Genomic DNA, 16909 nt, shown 5'->3' on the forward strand with positions numbered 1-16909 from the left:
TTTGCGCCGCGAATATGACCGGATACGGGCAATTTCACCCGTGCGCCGCAGCGGCGCACGGTATCAGTCCGCCTGGTGAGGTTGTGGTTAAGGTGCTGGAGAGGAATAAGAAATTACCATCTTGCTGCGGGGATGCCGCAGCGGAAGGTAAGGAATGCGGCGAAATTTAATAAAATTCGCCACAATTTCCCTGGTTAACGGAGCCTTAAAGCCTGATGCAGGAGATCAGGCGGCCGTAGTCGGCCTCTTTCGCGTGGGTCGCGCGGCGGTAGGAGTAGAATTTCTCAGGCTCGGAGTAGGTGCAGTGACGGGTCCATTCGGCCATGCCTGCACCGGCCTGGCGCAGTTTGTGCAAGCCCAGGCCCGGCAGGTCGAACAGGTAGCGGCCGCCTTCGCCATTGGCAAAGAACCGGGCGTAGCCGTCGTCCTGCATCACGAAATCTTCAAAGAACTCAGGGCCGACCTCATAGGCGCGCTGCGAGATCGCGGGGCCGATCACTGCCGCCGTGTCCTCGCGCCGGGCGCCGAGGCCCTCCATCGCTTCCAGCGTGGCCTCCAGCACCCCGTCCAGAGTGCCGCGCCAGCCCGCATGGGCGGCGCCGATGACGCCGGCCTCGGGGTCGCAAAACAGCACCGGCTGGCAGTCGGCGGTCAGTATCGACAGCGCCAAACCAGGTATATTGGTGACCATGGCATCGGCGCGGGGGCGGTCCTGCGAGGGTTCTGTGACCACCAGCACATCGGCGCTGTGGACCTGATGCACGGCGCTGAGGTTCTCGGGCGGCACCTCCATCGCGGCGGCCACGCGGGCGCGGTTGATCTGCACTGCTTCGCGCTGATCGGTGGAGCCCAGGCCGCAGTTCAGCCCGTGGTAGATGCCCGAGGAGGCGCCGCCCCTGCGGGTGAAAAAGCCGTGCCGCACCGGGCCAAGCAGATCGGACGTGAGAATTTCAAGCGTCATGGGTTCAATCCTGGCAAAGGAGCGGCCGTCGAGGGATAGAGGCCGAGCACTTTGAACAGGTTTCCCATTTCATCGGGGTGCGTCAACCGCCGATGTGCGGCGATCAGGGAGTCCAGCGGCTCACCCTGCAGCGGCGCGGCCAGGGCGCGGGCGCGGTCAGTGATGCCGAGACGCTCCAGAAACACTCCCTGCGGGGTGAGGCGAGTATAGGCGCAACCGGCGGTTTTGGCGGCTATTGCCAGCGCCTCGAAATCCACATGGGCGGTCAGGTCGGCCTCGCCGGGGGCCAGCAGCGGATCAGCGGGTTTATGCGCGCGCAAGGCTTGCAGGGTATCGCCAAGGGCGCGCCAGTCGCCATAATCCACGATCAGAGCCGCGCCGCCATGGGCAGCGATTCGGGATGCGATGGCCTGAGTGACGGGGGCGGCGGCGTCGCAAATCTCAACCAGATCGCCCTCCTGGGTGTCTTGCAGGCGGTGATCCAGGGCGGGCTGCGGCGCGGCGGGGCTGAGGCCGAAGGCCAGCCTGCCGTCTGTCAGGCCGATGCGCCGTTCGCTCCAGTTATCGCCGCTGCGGATGAATTGGCGGATGGGCAGGGCGTCAAAGAATTCGTTGGCTACCAGCAGTAGCGGCTGGTCCGGCAGGGCGTCCGCAGAGTTCAGCCATTCGGGGGCGTATGCCTCCAGCGTCCTGGCTTGGGTGCTGCGCAGTTTCGGTGAGGCCTCGATCAGTTTGATCTGCATCGCCGCATGGAACCCCGGCACGCCGCGGGTGGCGCGCAAGAGGTCCGCCATCAGGGTGCCGCGGCCCGGTCCCAGTTCGGCAAGCGTGAAGGGGGCCGGGGCGCCTTGGTCAAGCCAGCATTGGGCCAGGGCGAGGCCGATCAGTTCGCCGTACATCTGACTGATTTCCGACGCGGTGGTGAAGTCTCCCTTGGCGCCCAAGGGGTCACGGGTGGTGTAATAGCCATACTGCGGGTGCAGCAGGCACTCCCCCATATAGGCGGCAACAGACATCGGGCCATCCGCCTGGATGCGGGCGGCAAGGTGATCTGCCAGGCTCATGCCGGGCTCCGGGCGGCATGGCGGGCGCGCAGCAGGAACCAGAGGCCGATGGCGATCATCGGCAGCGACAGCGCCTGGCCCTGGGTGATCCCGAAGCCGTCGATATGCCAGGCCAGCCCCAGCGGATTGCCGGGAGAGACGAACTGCGCATCCGGCTGGCGGAAGAACTCAACTATGAAACGGGCGAGGCCGTAGCCCGCGAGGAACACGCCCAGCAGGCGGCCCGGGGTGTGAAACGCATTGCGGCGCCAGGCGAGGTGCAGAAGCAGGGCGCCGAGGATCAGCCCCTCCATCCCTGCCTCATACAGCTGCGAAGGGTGGCGGGCGCAAAGCTGACCCAGCGCCTGGCCGCAGTCCTGCGCGGCGGGGCCGGGAAAGGCGACGCCCCAGGGCAGATCGGTGGGGCGGCCCCAAAGCTCGGCATTGATGAAGTTGGCCAGCCGTCCCAGCAGCAGGCCCGGTGCCACGGTATGGGCAACCAGATCGGCGATCTGCAGTTTCGGGATGTTGTGGCGCGCGGCATAGATCAGCGTCGCCAGAACCACGCCGAGCAGGCCGCCGTGAAAGGCCATGCCGCCCTGCCAGATCTTCAGGATCTCAGCCGGATGCGCCAGGTAATAGGCGGGCTGGTAGAACAGCACAAAACCCAGGCGCCCGCCCAGGATCACGCCGAGGATGATCCAGGTCAGCAGATCCTCGACCTGCTGCGGCTTCATCGGCGGCTGCTGCGCGGGCCACAGCCCAGGACGGCGCAGGGCCGCGACAGCCAGCCGCCAGGCAATGACGATCCCGGTGATATAGGCCAGCGCATACCAGCGCAGGGCGAACTCAAATGAGCCGAGGGAGATCGAGAAAATCTCGGACGAAAGGTCGGGGAATTGGATCATGGCCTGCATATGCGTCTGAATGCCTCTGGTCTTCGGGGGAAGTCAACGGCTTGCAGCCGCGCGCCCGCTTCCCCATATAGGAGTCAGCCCTGAGACGGAGAAGAGCATGCAGACCCGCAACAAGATCCTGGACGATATTTCCCAGCTGATGACCAATGCGATGGGCGTGGCCCAGGGCGCCAAAGACGAGGCGGACACCGCGCTGAAAAGCATGATCGACCGCTGGCTGGCCGACCGTGATTTCGTCACCCGCGAGGAGTTTGACGCGGTGCGCGCCATGGCACAGAAAGCGCGCGAGGAGAATGAGGCGCTGAAGGCGCGGCTGGATGCGCTGGAGGCCGCGCAGAAATAACCGGGCAGTGCTGGCCTGAGAATGAGCCTGCTGCGGCGAGATGCTGCGGCGGGTTTTTTTGTGCCATGGTGAACACGCATAGCAGATCTGCGGTGACGCAGGGGGGGGCATGCGCCGCTTTACGCATGCTGGGCCGGAAACCGCACCGCCTTTGCGGAAGGTGCAGCGCGAGCTGGACAGCGAAGCACGGTTGATTGGCCGGGTCCGGGATCACGAACTGTGCGGGGGCCGTGTTCCGGTAAGTGTTCGGCCGGGCTGCGGGTGAAGCAGTCGTTGAAGCTTCATGCCTTGCAGCCCGGTTTGTTCGCGATGCAGAACTTCGGGGCTGTGCTCGCGATGGACCGTGCCGGCTGCGGTCAGACCGAAATGATCCAAACGGCAATCAAGCTTACGGTCAGATAGACAAGCGTGTTGACCATCCAGCGGATGAGGCCGGCTTCGCCCTCCGGGTCGACGCCCAGGCGTTCACAGACTTTGGTTCCAGGCCACAGAAATGCTTCGGACAGTGTCATGGGGCGGCTCCTTAATGGGTAAGCGCGGTGAATAAAGAAACACCTAAAAGAATAAATACGCATTGTAAATGCTTAATTTATGCAGCGGGAGGCCGGTCGAACGCACGCATGGTTTTGCAAGAGAGCAATCAGCCGGGGTGATGCTGGGCCGGGTGGAATTGTCCGGTGCGTGATCCGGCCGGAGACCGTACAGGAAGCGGTTTCAATTCTGGATTTTAAATGCTACGCAGAGGCCGGCATCTAGGGGGCTGTGGATAGTTCATCCACAAGTTATTGCAGATATCCCCAAAATAAGGGTTGCCAGATTATCAATTCAGCTCCACCATATCTTGTATGGGAGCGGGGATGCGTCCCCGGCCCGTAGCAGAATAAACTAGCTATAGGGAAACTCTGTGCCCGGTAAGCTAGGCAAAGAGAGAGGTGGCAAAATGGCACTATCCGAGCTTCACTTGGAAGAAGACATCCACCCCATAGACATCGTCGAGCATTTGGCGTCGCACCATGATTGGGACTTTGACCGGGTTGGTGATGACCAGATTGCCATGTCGGTCGAGGGGCAGTGGCGCACCTATTCGCTGACGCTGGCCTGGTCGGGCTATGAGGAATGCCTGCGGCTGGTCTGCAGCTTTGAAATGGAACCCCCGGAGGCCGAGCTGCCGCGGCTCTATGAGCTGATCAACAGCATGAACGACCAGTGCTGGGAAGGCTCCTTTACTTATTGGGCGGATCACAAGCTGATGCTGTTCCGCTATGGGCTGATGCTGTCCGGCGGCCAGATGGCCAGCCCGCAGCAGATTGATGCAATGCTGAAAGCCGCGGTGGCCAATGCCGAGCGCTATTACCCGGCAATCCAGCTGGCAGTCTGGGGAAAGCGCAGCACCCAGGACGCGATGCAGGTCGCCATTGCAGAGGCATACGGGCGGGCGTAAACCTTGCCCTGAACCTGGGATTTAGGGGAGGGGCTTAAGATGGATATGCAAGAGATTACCGCGCGCGGGCTGGTACTGCTGGGCTGCGGCAAGATGGGATCGGCGATGCTGGCCGGATGGCTGGAGGGCGGATTGCCCGCGGCGTCGGTCTGGGTGATTGACCCGCACCCCTCGGACTGGCTGCAGGGCACCGGCGTCCATATCAACGCAGAACTGCCCGCGGCGCCGGGCATCGTGCTGATTGCCGTCAAGCCGCAGATGATGGGCGCCGCGCTGCCGGTGCTGCAAAGCTACGGCAACGGCGCCACCCTGTTCATTTCCGTTGCCGCGGGCACCTCGATTGCCACCTTTGAGGACGTTCTGGGGGCGCAGTCGCCGATCGTGCGGGCGATGCCGAATACACCGGCAGCTGTCGGGCGCGGTATCACCGCGATTATCGGCAATGCACACACCAATAATGCGGATCTTGACCGTGCCGAGGGGCTGCTGCAAGCCGTCGGGCAGGTTGTGCGGCTGGATAATGAGGGCCAGATGGATGCCGTCACCGGCGTCAGCGGCTCGGGCCCCGCCTATGTGTTCCACCTGATTGAGACTTTGGCAGTCGCGGGCGAGGCGCAGGGGCTGCCGGCGGACCTGGCGATGCGGCTGGCCAAGGCGACTGTTGCGGGCGCCGGCGCGCTGGCGGAGGCGGCAGAGGAAAGCCCCGGCCAGCTGCGCATCAATGTGACCAGCCCGAACGGCACCACCCAGGCTGCCCTTGAGGTGCTGATGGATGATGACGACGGTTTCCCGGCGCTGCTGAACCGGGCTGTGGCTGCGGCCACGGAACGTTCAAAGGAGTTGTCGCGTGGCTGAGATCACTTTTGACGAGTTCCTGAAGGTCGACGTCCGCGCCGGTGAAATCATCCGTGCCGAGCCGTTTTCCGAGGCGCGCAAGCCGGCAATCAAGCTTTGGGTCGATTTCGGGCCGGATATTGGCGTAAAAAAGAGCTCAGCGCAGATTACGGCGCATTACATGCCGGAAACGCTGGTGGGCAAGCAGGTTCTGGCCGTCGTAAACTTCCCGCCGCGGCAGATCGGCACGTTCATGTCAGAGATCCTGGTTCTGGGCCTGCCGGATGAAAACGGAGAGATATTCCTGGCCGGGCCTGATGGAAAGGTCCCGCTGGGCGGGAGGATGCACTGAGATGAAAATCTGGATTGCGCGGCCGATGACGGCAGCGGTCACGGCACGGGCGCGGGAGGCGTTTGGTGATCTGGAAATCCGTGAAACCAACGCGGTGATGAATGAGGCAGAGATGCTGCGCGCCCTGGCGGAATTCGACATCGTCGTGCCGACGCTGGGCGACAAGTTCACGGCTGAGATCTTTGCCAAGGCGGGCACGCCCCGCTGCAAGCTCTTGGCCAATTTCGGCGTCGGTTACAATCATATCGACGTGGCGGCCGCGCGGGCGGCAGGCGTCGAGGTGACCAACACGCCGGGGGCAGTGACTGATGCCACCGCCGATATTGCGATGACGCTGATCCTGATGTCTGCGCGCCGTGCCTCGGAGGGCGAGCGGATGCTGCGCAAGGGTGATTGGGCGGGCTGGCATCCGACCCAGATGCTGGGGCTGCACGCGACTGGCAAGCGCGTCGGCATCGCCGGTATGGGCCGGATCGGCCAGGCAATTGCGCGGCGCTGCCATTTCGGCTTTGGCATGGATGTGTCCTACGTGGCACGTTCGGCGAAGGATCTGGACTTCCCGGCAGACCGCGCCGGCAGCCTGATTGATCTGGCGGGGCAGGTGGATTTTCTGGTTGTGGCGGTGCCGGGCGGCGCCGAGACCACGCATCTGATCAACGCCGAGGTTCTGGGCGCGATGCAGTCCCACGCCCATCTGATCAACATCGCCCGTGGTGAAGTTGTCGAGGAGGCGGCGCTGATCGACGCGCTGCAGAACCGCCAAATCGGCGGTGCCGGGCTGGATGTCTATGAGTTCGAACCCAAGGTGCCGCAGGCGCTGATCGATCTGGATAACGCCACTCTGCTGCCGCATCTGGGCACCGCCACCGAAGAGGTGCGCAGCGATATGGGCCATATGGCGTTGGACAATGTCGCAGCCTATCTGAATGGCGCGGCGCTGCCCAACCGGGTCTGAAACATGTCTGCCTGAGCCGCGTCCCGGCTCAGGCGTCTTTGGGCTTGTCCCGGCGGTGGTCCCAGGCGGGATCGTCACGCTTGATCCTGCGGGTGGCATAGGTGCCTGCCGGCCAGGCCAGGATGGCACCGATGGCGGCGCAGACCAGAATGGCCCTGACTGAGTAGTACCCCAGCACAAATGCGGTGATGACGGCTGCCCCGGCGATGCAGGCGCCAATCATGATGGACAGGTGAAAGCGCAGCTTGCCGGCCAGCGAGTCGCCCAGAGGGGCGTGGTTTGTCATGACGGCCTCCTTTGGAAGTGGTCCAAAGGAGTATAGCACAGATCGCGGCAGATTGTTTCGGGCGGCTTACTCTGCCGTTTTGCCGCAGCGCAGATCGCCCGCCGCCTCGCGCCAGTGGCGGCGGCACAGCGAAACATAGGTCTCATTGCCGCCGATCTGCACTTGGTCGCCCTCGGTCAGCACCCGGCCCTGATTGTCCTGGCGGACCACCATGGTGGCTTTTTTGCCACAGTGGCAGATGGTGCGCACCTCGCGCATTTCATCCGCCAGCGCCAGCAGGGTGGCGGAGCCGGGGAACAGCTTGCCCTGGAAATCCACCCTGAGGCCGTAGGCCAGCACCGGCACCCGCAGATCATCGACAACGCGGGCCAGCTGCCAGACCTGATCGGGCGTCAGGAACTGCGCTTCATCGACAAAGATCGCCGCCACCGGGCCGCGTGCCAGACGCTGTTCAATGCGGGTGTAAAGGTCGTCGCCCGCGGCAAACATATCCGCTGCTTCGCCGATGCCGATGCGCGAGGCGATTCTGCCCTCGCCGGCGCGGTCATCCAGCCGGGCGGTCAGCAGGTAGGTATCCATATGGTTTTCGCGGTAGTTATGCGACGCCTGCAACAGCACCGTCGATTTGCCCGCGTTCATGGTGGAGTAGTTGAAATAGAGCTTGGCCATGGAGCCGGGGTTTACCCGTCCCGGCCTGCGGGGAAAACCGGATTCGTGCCTGTTTTTCGGGGTGGAGGTAAAGCCGTGGCGGGAAGGCTCACCGGGGCGGGTATGGCCAGGGAGGAACAAATCCCTAAAACGGCCAAGCCGAATGCCCCGGAGAGCCCAAGTACCGGGCAGACCAATTACCCTAACAGCGGAACGTCACTCACCCCGTTCCGCTTTGCACTGAACAACTGATGCCAATTGCATCAACCCACTCGCTAAATCCCTGAAAACCTGAGGGATGGATAAGGTATCGCAATTCCTCTACAAGACAGAAATGGGAAATTAACCGGTTCGTTCCCCATGGGGGCGGCGGTCAAGCCAGGTAGGATTTAAATGGCTGAAATCGGGTCGTATCTGAAGAAACACACCGAAGCGCTGGTAAAGGATGTCGGCATCGAAGCCGCCTGCCAGATCACGGGGAAGTCCAAGGCAACACTGGGGCGCTATTACTCGGACAATGCCGAACACACAGACCGGTTCATGCCGGTGGATGCAGTGGCCAAGCTGGAAAGTGCTGCGTCTTATCCGCATGTGACCTCGGCGCTGGCGGAGCTGAAGAACATCACCCTGTCTTACAACGGCAACGGCTCTGCCGAGGAGACCGGGCGCAGCGGCGGTGTGAATGCGGATGTGATTGCGCTGAGCCAGCGGTTTGCCCAGCTGATGAGCGAATACCAGGAAGCGATGGAAGATGGCATTATCACCGTGAACGAGGCCAAGCGGCTGCTCAGGGAAACGGTGCTGTTGCAGCAGGTTCTGCTGGATATGAAGCTGCACCTGGAGGAAGACAGTGCCTGAGACCGGTGACGGGGGCAGCCTGCCTGCCATTGCGGAAGGTGAGCTGCATCCGATTGACGTGGACGCGCTGGCGGCACCTGGCGATCCGCGCCACGCGCCGCGCATTCTGCTGCTGTACGGCTCCCTGCGCGCGGTGAGCTATTCCCGCAAGGCGGCTGAGGAGGCTGCGCGGGTGCTGCAGGCCTTGGGCTGCGAGACGCGGATTTTCGACCCTTCCGGTCTGCCGCTGCCGGATGATGCGGGTGCGGCGGAGCACCCCAAGGTGGCAGAGCTGCGCGATCTGGCAGTCTGGTCCGAGGGGATGGTCTGGTCCAGCCCGGAGCGCCATGGCGCGATGACCGGTATCATGAAGCTGCAGATCGACTGGCTGCCGCTGTCGCTGCAGGGCGGCATCCGCACCACGCAGGGCAAGACGCTGGCGGTTATGCAGGTCTCGGGCGGCTCGCAAAGCTTTAACGCAGTCAACCAGATGCGCATCCTGGGCCGCTGGATGCGGATGCTGACCATCCCGAACCAAAGCTCGATCCCCAAGGCCTGGCTGGAATTCGGGGAGGGAGAGCGCCTGCCGGAAGGCCCGTTCTACCGCCGTCTGGTGGATGTGATGGAAGAGCTGGTGAAATTCACCTGGCTGGTGCGAGGCCGCAAGGATTACCTGACCGACCGCTATTCGGAGCGGCTGGAGAGCGCTCAAGAGGTGCATCAGCGGGTCTCGCAGAAGTAGCCTGCGGGCAGTATGCCCTTGTCTGCAGACAAACCTAAGCCCCGGCGCCGCTGCCGGGGCTTTATTGTTTCAGATGACCGGTATCACCGGCACGTCGCAGGATGGCAGACAGGCAGACAGGCAAACGGGCAAGCGAGCGGCACAGGCATTGCGGTTACCTAGAAACCTTATTCTCGCATTTGGTGTGGTGTGCGGTTAAGCAATTGGGCGGCCTCTCCCCTGGCGTTTAGGCAATTGTTAAGGCTCATTTCCGCCGCAATCGGGCCGTGAAGTTACCGCCTGCGCTGGAAACCGCATGGAAACGGGGGAAAACCTGAATTTTCTTCCTAACGAAACCCAGCGGATTTTCCCTTGTTTTTAGGGAGTTTTTATAAAAATCGCAGGCGCCCGTTAAGTAAATAAGGGGTTCGGGAGCTTCGGCCCCGGTACAGAGAGACCGCGTTAAGGTTTTGTTAATCCTGTCTCATTCTGCGCATATTTCTGCCCGCGCGGCACCGCAGCAAGCCGCATTCCAGCCTCAGGGCTCACCGACCATAGCGATGTGGGAAAATGGAGTGGGTCATGAGACAATTACTGGGAATTGCCGCCGCAGTCTTGATAGGTTTCAGTACTGCAGCGGCCGTGGCCGGGCAGGCGGCCCGGGTGCAATCTGTGCCGGGTTGGGAGGCCGTGGGGCGCCTGAACATCGGTGGCAAAGCCATGTGCACGGCCAGCCTGATTGCGCCGGATATGGTGCTGACGGCGGCCCATTGCATGTATGACATCCGTAGTGGCCGGGCCGTGAACCCGCGGAGTATCAAATTTGAGGCAGGGCTGAACGGCCGCCGCGCCAAGGCGTCGCGCCAAGTGGTCAAGGCTGTTGTCCATCCGGGCTACCGGCATGGCCGGACCGGCCAGTTTCAAACCGGAACAGACATTGCTGTGCTGCGTCTGGACAGCCCGATCAGTGCAAATGTGATCCGCCCGCTGGTGCTGGCCGCAGCGCCGGAGCGCGGCATGCGGGTGGATGTGATGTCTTATTCGCACCGCAATGCGACCTCGCCCCGGCTGCAAAGCGCCTGCCAGGTGATTGCGGCGCGGCAAAGCTCGCTGATCACCACATGCCGGGTCGATTTCGGGGCGTCCGGTTCACCCGTGCTGCAAAAGCGTCCGGGCAGGGCGCCGCAGCTGGTTTCGGTGATCTCTTCCAAGGCCCGGATGGGGGGCAGGGGGGTGTCGCTGGCCGCACCGCTGGGGGATGCGCTGCAGGCGCTGATGCGGCAGGCGGGGTGACCGCAGCCGCCGCTGCGGCCCAATAGCCTGCTGCAGAATAAGAGCGGCAGGACGCGAAGCAGCCCCGTTTGGTTCCCCGGGGCTGTTTCCTTTTGCAGCACGCCGTCCTGCGGTTACTGGCTGCTGAGGCGGACCTCTTCCAATGGATAGGCCAGGCTGTCCTGATCCTCCCAATTCATGTGGCAGCCTGCGCAGAAGCTTTGCTTGATCTTCATTTCCTTGCCGCTGGGCAGGAGGGCTGCATAAAGCCAGTCACCGGCCTCGGGCGCGCCGCCATCGGCCAGCTTGGTCATGATGAACAGCGGACCGGGAACGGCGTTGCCCTTCTTGACCTTGAAGCTTTCCTTGGCCAGAACCGACCCCGCGGGCATCACAAAGCCTTCTTCGGCGAACTTCAGATATTGTTCAGCGGCAATGCCGTTTGCAAAGGTCTGCAGGAACCGCTCGCCATGCGGGCCGGCAAGGGCCGGGCGGGTTGACGTCACCTGCCAGGAGCGGAAGCCAGCGCCGACCGGATCGCCGTTGCTGGCATATCCTTCGGCCATTTTGGCCTCGATGCATTCGTAGATCTCAACAACGGCCTCTGCTTCAAGTTCCGAGGGGTCGCCATCCACAGGGCAGTCCTGGGCAATTGCGCCGGCCGGTACAAGTGCCAAAAGTCCTGCGGCAATCTTTGTCGGTAAGTTCATGGCCTTTCTCCCTGAGTTGTAATGCTGCGGGTCGTGTTGTGTTGTTCACGGTCGCACAGTTCAGGGATTTACCGGGTCACAACTCTACACGGCTGTGTGAAAGCACAGCACGCAAAGGAAAAGCCCCGGGCGTTGCCGGGGCTTTATTAAACATAGCGTTGAAGCGTCCGGGCAGAGGGTGCCTAGCCCTGCAGCGACTTCACTTCGACGTCCCCTTCGGCCTGGGCCTTGATCGCCCGTGCAGCGGCATTGGCGCCGGCTGCGGTGGTGAAGTAGGGGATCTTGTCATAAAGCGCGACCGAGCGCATTTCCTTGCTGTCCTCAACGGCTTGCGCGCCCTCAGTCGTGTTCATCAGCAGCTGGACGCCGCCGTCCTTGAGCATGTCCACAACGTGGGGGCGGCCTTCATAGACCTTGTTCACCAGCTCGCACGCCACGCCCTGGCCTTCGAGCCAGGTCTGGGTGCCGCGGGTGGCGACCAGGGTAAAGCCCTGCTCCACCAGGATCTGCGCCGCTTCCAGCATCAGCCGGCCCTTGTCGGCATCCTTGATCGAGACGAAGGCGCGGCCCGAGGACGGCAGCACCATGCCGGCCCCCATCTGCGCCTTGAGGAAGGCGCGGGCAAAGGAACGGTCCCAGCCCATGACTTCACCGGTGGAGCGCATTTCGGGGCCAAGGATGGTATCGACGCCGGGGAAGCGGGCAAAGGGCAGCACCGCTTCCTTGACCGAGAACCAGGGCATATCCGGGTCGGCCAGGGTCATCGGGTCGGCCATCGGGGTGTTCACGTCATAGCCCGCGTCCGGCTTATAGGGCGCGCGCATCGGGAAGTTCGACAGCGGCTCACCTGCCATCACACGGGCCGAGATCGAGGCAATGGCGCTGTCGGTTGCCTTGGCGACAAACGGCACCGTGCGCGACGCGCGCGGGTTCACCTCAATCAGATAGATTTCCTCTTCGCCGGCGTCATTGGGTTTGATCGCGAACTGGATGTTCATCAGGCCAACCACATTCAGCGCTTTGGCCAATGCGAATGTCTGTTCCTTGATCTGTTCGATCACCGGCTTGCCAAGCGAGTAGGGCGGCAAGCTGCAGGCACTGTCGCCCGAGTGCACGCCGGCCTCTTCGATGTGCTGCATGATGCCTGCCACATGCACGTCTTTGCCGTCGCAGATCGCGTCCACATCCAGTTCAACCGCGCCGGCCAGGTAGCTGTCGAGCAGCACCGGGCTGTCGCCGGAAACCACCACCGCCTCGGCGATGTAGCGTTTCAGCTGGTCCATGTCGCGGACGATTTCCATCGCCCGGCCACCCAGCACATAAGACGGGCGGATCACCAGCGGGAAGCCGATTTTTTCTGCGATTTCCAGCGCTTGCTCGTCCGTGGAGGCGATGCCGTTGTTCGGCTGCTTGAGGCCCAAGTTGTTGACCAGCGCCTGGAACCGTTCGCGGTCTTCGGCCAGGTCGATGGCGTCGGGCGAGGTGCCGAGAATCGGGATGCCTTCCTCTTCCAGTGCGTTTGCCAGCTTCAGCGGGGTCTGGCCGCCGAACTGCACGATGACGCCGTGCAGGGTACCGTTGTCCTGCTCTACACGCAGGATTTCCATCACGTGCTCAAACGTCAGCGGTTCGAAATACAGCCGGTCCGAGGTGTCATAGTCGGTCGACACGGTCTCGGGGTTACAGTTGATCATGATGGTCTCATAGCCCGCGTCGGTCAGCGCAAAACAGGCGTGGCAGCAGCAGTAATCGAATTCGATGCCCTGGCCGATCCGGTTCGGGCCGCCGCCGAGGATGACCACTTTCCTGCGGTCAGAGGGGCGCGCCTCGCATTCGACGTCGCCAAAGGCGGGCGCTTCATAGGTCGAGTACATGTAGGGTGTCTGCGCTTCGAATTCGGCGGCGCAGGTGTCGATCCGCTTGAACACGGCGTTGACGCCGGCCGCGCGGCGGGCCTTGCGGACCTCAGCCTCGGTCTGGCCGGTCAGCTTGGCAAGGCGGGCGTCGGTGAAGCCCAGCATCTTGAGCGCACGCAGGCCTTTTTCGTCCGTCGGCAGGCCGCCGTCGCGGACTTCATCTTCGGCCTCGACGATTTCGCGGATACGGGCCAGGAACCAGGGATCGAATTTGGTGACGCCAAAGATTTCTTCATCCGTCAGCCCGTGGCGCATCGCCTGGGCGATGGTGCGCATCCGGTCCGGGGTCTGCAGGCTGATCGCCTTGAACACTGCGGCCTTGTCCGGCGCACCGGGGATATCCACTTCGTCAAAGCCGGTGAGGCCGGATTCCATCGACGCCAGCGCTTTTTGCAAAGATTCATGGATGGTGCGGCCGATCGCCATGGCCTCGCCCACCGATTTCATCGCGGTGGTCAGATACGGCTCGGAGCCGGGGAATTTCTCAAACGCGAATTTCGGGATCTTTGTCACGACATAGTCGATGCTCGGCTCGAACGATGCCGGGGTCACCTTGGTGATGTCGTTGTCCAGCTCGTCCAGGGTGTAGCCCACTGCCAGCTTGGCCGCGATCTTGGCAATCGGGAAGCCGGTTGCCTTGGAGGCCAGTGCCGAGGAGCGCGACACCCGCGGGTTCATCTCGATCACCACCATACGGCCATCGGCGGGGTTCACCGCCCATTGCACGTTGGAGCCGCCGGTTTCCACACCGATCTCGCGCAGCACGTTGATCGAGTGGGTGCGCATGATCTGGTATTCTTTGTCGGTCAGCGTCAGCGCCGGGGCCACGGTGATCGAATCGCCGGTGTGGACGCCCATCGGGTCGATGTTTTCAATCGAGCAGACGATGATCGCATTGTCCGCCTTGTCGCGGACCACTTCCATTTCGAACTCTTTCCAGCCCAGCAGGCTTTCATCCACCAGGATCTGGTTCACCGGGGACGCGTCCATGCCGGTGCGGCAGAAGTGGATGTAGTCTTCGCGGTTGTACGCGACGCCGCCGCCGGTGCCGCCCATGGTAAAGGCCGGGCGGATGATCGCGGGCAGGCCGATGTCGTCCAATGCTTCCAGCGCGATGCGGATGCCTTCGTCCAGGTCCGCCTTGCCGTCCTCCAGCTTGGGTGCGGTGACGATAGTGGCGCGCGGGTTCTCAATGCCGAGGCGGTCCATCGCTTCGCGGAACAGTTTGCGGTCTTCAGCCATTTCAATGGCATCGCGGGTGGCGCCGATCATCTCGACACCGAATTTCTCGAGCACGCCCATTTCTTCCAGCGCCAGCGAGGTGTTGAGCCCGGTCTGCCCGCCCATGGTCGGCAGCAGCGCGTCGGGGCGTTCTTTCTCGATGATCTTGGCGACCACCTCTGGCGTGATCGGCTCGATATAGGTGGCGTCCGCAAGCCCCGGATCGGTCATGATGGTGGCCGGGTTGGAGTTCACCAGGATCACCCGGTAACCCTCTTCGCGCAAAGCTTTGCACGCCTGGGCACCGGAGTAGTCGAACTCGCAGGCCTGCCCGATGACGATCGGACCGGCTCCGATGATCATGATCGACTGGATGTCGGTTCTTTTAGGCATGGCCATATTCCTTTGGTTGACGAGCGGGCAGCTTTGAATCAGGGGCACTGGCGAGTGCCCAAATTGTCCTGCGTTATAGGGACCGCGCTGAAAGGTTCAAGGGGGATCGGAAACGGAATTGGAAATGCCGCATCCACCCCTTTTGTTCGCATAGCGAACGTTTATATGTGGGGGCCAAGACCTTGGGGAGTCAATTCCGGTGCGGATTCGCTTTGATCAGGGCCCTAAGGGGGCCGGCACATGTTTCGACCAGCCGCTGCGCGTGATCCGTGCGGACGTGCCGGCGGACGTGCCCGCTGCACTTGCAGCGCTGGATGCGGCGCGCGATGCCGGGCATTGGCTGGTGGGATATGCATCTTATGAGCTGGGCTACGCGCTGGAGCCAAGGCTGGCAGGGCGGATGCCAAAGGAGCGGCGGCTGCCGCTGATGAATTTCGGAGTATATGAGCAGCCACTGCCGCAGAACGCTGAGGGCAGCGCCCGGACTTGGGAGGGGGCGGAAGCGCCCTCAGGTGGGGAGGGTCGGGTGCTGCCCGGCCTTCAGCCGGACGGAGCAGGTTTGGAAGGCATTGCGCCCCGCTGGACCTATGAGCGCTACGCTAAGGCGTTCACTGAGGTGAACCGCAAAATCGGCAACGGCGACATCTATCAGGCCAACCTGACCTTCCCGATTGATGCAGATGCCTATGGCTCTGCCGAAGAGCTCTATGCCGCACTGCAAGCGAAACAGGTGGTCGGCCACGGGGTTCTGGTTGAACAGGACGGCCTGCCGGACCTGCTGTCGCGCTCGCCGGAGCTGTTCTTCCGCACCGATGCTAAGGGCATGATTGAAACCCGCCCGATGAAAGGCACCCAGCCGCGCAGCGATGATCCGGTCGAGGATGCCCTCCGCCGCGATTTCCTGCGCAAGGATGAGAAAAACCGCGCTGAAAACCTGATGATCGTGGATCTGTTGCGTAACGACATCTCCCGCGTGGCGCAGACCGGTTCGGTGCATGTGCCGGAGCTGTTTGCGGTCGAAAGCTATGCCACGGTGCACCAGATGGTTTCCACGGTGCGGGCAAAGCTGCGGCCTGATGCCGGGCTGGCAGAGGTTTTTGCGGCGCTGTTTCCCTGCGGCTCCATAACCGGCGCGCCCAAAATCCGCTCAATGGAGATCCTCGCGGATCTGGAACACTGGGCGCGTGATATCTATTGCGGCACCATCGGCTGGGCGGCACCGGACGGGTCGTCGGAATTCAACGTGGCGATCCGCACGCTGATGCTGGAAAAGGGCAGCGCGACGCTCAACGTAGGCGGCGGCGTGGTCTGGGACAGCACCGCGGAGTCTGAGTATGAGGAAGCGCTATGGAAAGCCCGGTTTGCCCGCGTGACGCCATCCAGAACGATCCCGCTTTCCGCCTGATCGAGACGCTGGGCTGGCACCCGGGCGAAGGCTTCCGGCATCTGGCGCAGCATCTGGCCCGGATGGTGCGCAGTGCGGCTGAATTTGGCATTCCCTTTGAGCCGGAGCAGGCGCGGCGTGTGCTGGCGGAGGCTGCCGGCGGCATACCGGGCATACCGCTGCGCTGCCGTCTTACTTTGGACGCGGGCGGGCAGCTGGAGCTGACGGCGCCGCCGCTGGGAAGCAGCCCTGCGGAATGGCGGTTGGGCATCGCTGAAACAAGGCTGGATCCGGCGGATGTCTGGCTGCAGCACAAGACCACCCGCCGCGCGGTGTATGATGCCGCACGGGCAAAGCTGCCGGAGGGTGTGGATGAGCTGCTGTTTCTGAACCAGCGCGGGGAGCTGTGCGAGGGCACCATTACCAATCTATTTGTGACCCGCCCGGACGGGCAGGTGGTGACGCCGCCGCTGACCTGCGGCCTGCTGCCGGGCATCCTGCGGCAGGTGATGCTGGAGCGGGGTGATTGCTGCGAGGCGGTTCTTGGCTTGCAGGATCTGCAGGAGGCGCAGGCCGTCCGCATGGGCAATTCGCTGCGCGGTTTGATCCCGGCAAGGCTGGTCTGAGGGGGAGCGCTCCCGCAGACAAGAGCCTCCTGGCTGGCGCCAGCGGGCG

At 62.9% G+C, this 16909-nt stretch carries 18 protein-coding genes; 10 read left to right on the forward strand and 8 right to left on the reverse strand.

The genetic code is table 11. The features are described from left to right. Window positions 1-205 precede the first annotated feature (205 nt). The 3 genes from pgeF to lgt are packed head-to-tail and all read right to left on the reverse strand — an operon-like array spanning window position 206 to window position 2921. Complete coding sequence (pgeF, locus tag ETW24_RS06165) at window positions 206-961, reverse strand: peptidoglycan editing factor PgeF (RefSeq protein ID WP_129370219.1); 756 nt, start codon at window positions 959-961, stop codon at window positions 206-208. Next, window positions 958-2025: a class I SAM-dependent methyltransferase gene (locus tag ETW24_RS06170; protein WP_129370220.1), complete on the reverse strand. Its 1068-nt coding sequence runs from the start codon at window positions 2023-2025 to the stop codon at window positions 958-960. Before ETW24_RS06170 ends, pgeF begins: the two co-directional genes overlap by 4 nt. Beyond that, a complete protein-coding gene (lgt, locus tag ETW24_RS06175; RefSeq protein WP_129370221.1) occupies window positions 2022-2921 on the reverse strand; it encodes a prolipoprotein diacylglyceryl transferase in 900 nt (299 codons plus the stop codon). The genes ETW24_RS06170 and lgt overlap by 4 nt, the downstream gene beginning before the upstream one ends. Window positions 2922-3018: 97 nt before the next feature. On the opposite strand from lgt, the gene ETW24_RS06180 reads away from it, so the two are divergent. Further along, on the forward strand, window positions 3019-3264 hold the full coding sequence (locus ETW24_RS06180; protein WP_019296037.1) for an accessory factor UbiK family protein: 246 nt from the start codon (window positions 3019-3021) through the stop codon (window positions 3262-3264). Window positions 3265-3620: 356 nt separating this feature from the next. Here ETW24_RS06180 and ETW24_RS24205 read toward each other — a convergent pair whose 3' ends face one another. Further along, window positions 3621-3776, reverse strand: a complete 156-nt coding sequence (locus ETW24_RS24205; RefSeq protein ID WP_164982705.1) for a hypothetical protein — start codon at window positions 3774-3776, stop codon at window positions 3621-3623. A 428-nt stretch (window positions 3777-4204) separates the two neighbouring features. Between ETW24_RS24205 and ETW24_RS06185 the strand changes: the two genes are divergently transcribed. From ETW24_RS06185 to ETW24_RS06200, 4 genes are read left to right on the forward strand one after another with little or no spacing between them, the layout of a single operon-like run. Then, the gene (locus tag ETW24_RS06185) at window positions 4205-4705 is read left to right on the forward strand and encodes a YbjN domain-containing protein (protein ID WP_129370222.1); all 501 of its coding nucleotides are present in this window, start codon (window positions 4205-4207) and stop codon (window positions 4703-4705) included. A 39-nt stretch (window positions 4706-4744) separates the two neighbouring features. Continuing rightward, window positions 4745-5560, forward strand: coding sequence for a pyrroline-5-carboxylate reductase (gene proC / locus ETW24_RS06190; protein ID WP_129370223.1), 816 nt, complete (start codon window positions 4745-4747; stop codon window positions 5558-5560). Further along, window positions 5553-5891 carry a tRNA-binding protein gene (locus tag ETW24_RS06195; protein ID WP_129370224.1) on the forward strand — a complete coding sequence of 113 codons (339 nt, stop codon included), beginning with the start codon at window positions 5553-5555 and terminating at the stop codon, window positions 5889-5891. Before proC ends, ETW24_RS06195 begins: the two co-directional genes overlap by 8 nt. Window position 5892: 1 nt before the next feature. Then, the gene (locus ETW24_RS06200; RefSeq protein ID WP_129370225.1) at window positions 5893-6846 is read left to right on the forward strand and encodes a 2-hydroxyacid dehydrogenase; all 954 of its coding nucleotides are present in this window, start codon (window positions 5893-5895) and stop codon (window positions 6844-6846) included. A 28-nt stretch (window positions 6847-6874) separates the two neighbouring features. Here the strand turns inward: ETW24_RS06200 and ETW24_RS06205 are convergent, their stop codons facing one another. Next, window positions 6875-7132 (reverse strand): hypothetical protein, encoded by a 258-nt coding sequence (locus ETW24_RS06205; RefSeq protein ID WP_254695713.1) that lies wholly within the window; start codon window positions 7130-7132, stop codon window positions 6875-6877. A gap of 66 nt (window positions 7133-7198) precedes the next feature. Then, complete coding sequence (locus ETW24_RS06210; RefSeq protein ID WP_129370226.1) at window positions 7199-7801, reverse strand: thymidine kinase; 603 nt, start codon at window positions 7799-7801, stop codon at window positions 7199-7201. Window positions 7802-8173: 372 nt separating this feature from the next. Here ETW24_RS06210 and ETW24_RS06215 point away from each other — a divergent pair, with 372 nt between their 5' ends. The 3 genes from ETW24_RS06215 to ETW24_RS06225 all read left to right on the forward strand — a co-directional run bounded on the left by ETW24_RS06215 (window position 8174) and on the right by ETW24_RS06225 (window position 10631). Beyond that, on the forward strand, window positions 8174-8638 hold the full coding sequence (locus ETW24_RS06215; protein ID WP_129370227.1) for a hypothetical protein: 465 nt from the start codon (window positions 8174-8176) through the stop codon (window positions 8636-8638). Then, window positions 8631-9359, forward strand: coding sequence for an arsenical resistance protein ArsH (gene arsH, locus ETW24_RS06220; RefSeq protein ID WP_129370228.1), 729 nt, complete (start codon window positions 8631-8633; stop codon window positions 9357-9359). The genes ETW24_RS06215 and arsH overlap by 8 nt, the downstream gene beginning before the upstream one ends. A 561-nt stretch (window positions 9360-9920) precedes the next feature. Next, complete coding sequence (locus ETW24_RS06225) at window positions 9921-10631, forward strand: trypsin-like serine peptidase (RefSeq protein WP_129370229.1); 711 nt, start codon at window positions 9921-9923, stop codon at window positions 10629-10631. A gap of 113 nt (window positions 10632-10744) precedes the next feature. Here the strand turns inward: ETW24_RS06225 and ETW24_RS06230 are convergent, their stop codons facing one another. Continuing rightward, window positions 10745-11320 carry a cytochrome P460 family protein gene (locus ETW24_RS06230; protein WP_129370230.1) on the reverse strand — a complete coding sequence of 192 codons (576 nt, stop codon included), beginning with the start codon at window positions 11318-11320 and terminating at the stop codon, window positions 10745-10747. Between the two features lie 182 nt (window positions 11321-11502). Beyond that, on the reverse strand, window positions 11503-14850 hold the full coding sequence (gene carB, locus ETW24_RS06235; RefSeq protein WP_129370231.1) for a carbamoyl-phosphate synthase large subunit: 3348 nt from the start codon (window positions 14848-14850) through the stop codon (window positions 11503-11505). 199 nt (window positions 14851-15049) lie between these two features. Between carB and ETW24_RS06240 the strand changes: the two genes are divergently transcribed. After that, window positions 15050-16255, forward strand: coding sequence for an aminodeoxychorismate synthase component I (locus tag ETW24_RS06240; RefSeq protein ID WP_129370232.1), 1206 nt, complete (start codon window positions 15050-15052; stop codon window positions 16253-16255). Further along, window positions 16198-16860, forward strand: a complete 663-nt coding sequence (locus ETW24_RS06245) for an aminotransferase class IV family protein (RefSeq protein WP_129370233.1) — start codon at window positions 16198-16200, stop codon at window positions 16858-16860. The genes ETW24_RS06240 and ETW24_RS06245 overlap by 58 nt, the downstream gene beginning before the upstream one ends. Window positions 16861-16909 lie beyond the last annotated feature (49 nt).

It is taken from the genome of Leisingera sp. NJS204, assembly GCF_004123675.1.
Lineage (GTDB): Bacteria > Pseudomonadota > Alphaproteobacteria > Rhodobacterales > Rhodobacteraceae > Leisingera.

What these genes read in the sequence shown, in the direction of transcription:
- pgeF (WP_129370219.1), bottom strand. Translation starts at nt 961, where the DNA reads ATGACGCTTGAAATTCTCACGTCCGATCTGCTTGGCCCGGTGCGGCAC.
- ETW24_RS06245 (WP_129370233.1), top strand. Translation starts at nt 16,198, where the DNA reads ATGGAAAGCCCGGTTTGCCCGCGTGACGCCATCCAGAACGATCCCGCT.
- lgt (WP_129370221.1), bottom strand. Translation starts at nt 2,921, where the DNA reads ATGCAGGCCATGATCCAATTCCCCGACCTTTCGTCCGAGATTTTCTCG.
- ETW24_RS06230 (WP_129370230.1), bottom strand. Translation starts at nt 11,320, where the DNA reads ATGAACTTACCGACAAAGATTGCCGCAGGACTTTTGGCACTTGTACCG.
- ETW24_RS06170 (WP_129370220.1), bottom strand. Translation starts at nt 2,025, where the DNA reads ATGAGCCTGGCAGATCACCTTGCCGCCCGCATCCAGGCGGATGGCCCG.
- ETW24_RS06215 (WP_129370227.1), top strand. Translation starts at nt 8,174, where the DNA reads ATGGCTGAAATCGGGTCGTATCTGAAGAAACACACCGAAGCGCTGGTA.
- carB (WP_129370231.1), bottom strand. Translation starts at nt 14,850, where the DNA reads ATGCCTAAAAGAACCGACATCCAGTCGATCATGATCATCGGAGCCGGT.
- ETW24_RS06205 (WP_254695713.1), bottom strand. Translation starts at nt 7,132, where the DNA reads ATGACAAACCACGCCCCTCTGGGCGACTCGCTGGCCGGCAAGCTGCGC.
- ETW24_RS06185 (WP_129370222.1), top strand. Translation starts at nt 4,205, where the DNA reads ATGGCACTATCCGAGCTTCACTTGGAAGAAGACATCCACCCCATAGAC.
- ETW24_RS06200 (WP_129370225.1), top strand. Translation starts at nt 5,893, where the DNA reads ATGAAAATCTGGATTGCGCGGCCGATGACGGCAGCGGTCACGGCACGG.
- ETW24_RS06210 (WP_129370226.1), bottom strand. Translation starts at nt 7,801, where the DNA reads ATGGCCAAGCTCTATTTCAACTACTCCACCATGAACGCGGGCAAATCG.
- ETW24_RS06225 (WP_129370229.1), top strand. Translation starts at nt 9,921, where the DNA reads ATGAGACAATTACTGGGAATTGCCGCCGCAGTCTTGATAGGTTTCAGT.
- proC (WP_129370223.1), top strand. Translation starts at nt 4,745, where the DNA reads ATGGATATGCAAGAGATTACCGCGCGCGGGCTGGTACTGCTGGGCTGC.
- ETW24_RS06180 (WP_019296037.1), top strand. Translation starts at nt 3,019, where the DNA reads ATGCAGACCCGCAACAAGATCCTGGACGATATTTCCCAGCTGATGACC.
- ETW24_RS24205 (WP_164982705.1), bottom strand. Translation starts at nt 3,776, where the DNA reads ATGACACTGTCCGAAGCATTTCTGTGGCCTGGAACCAAAGTCTGTGAA.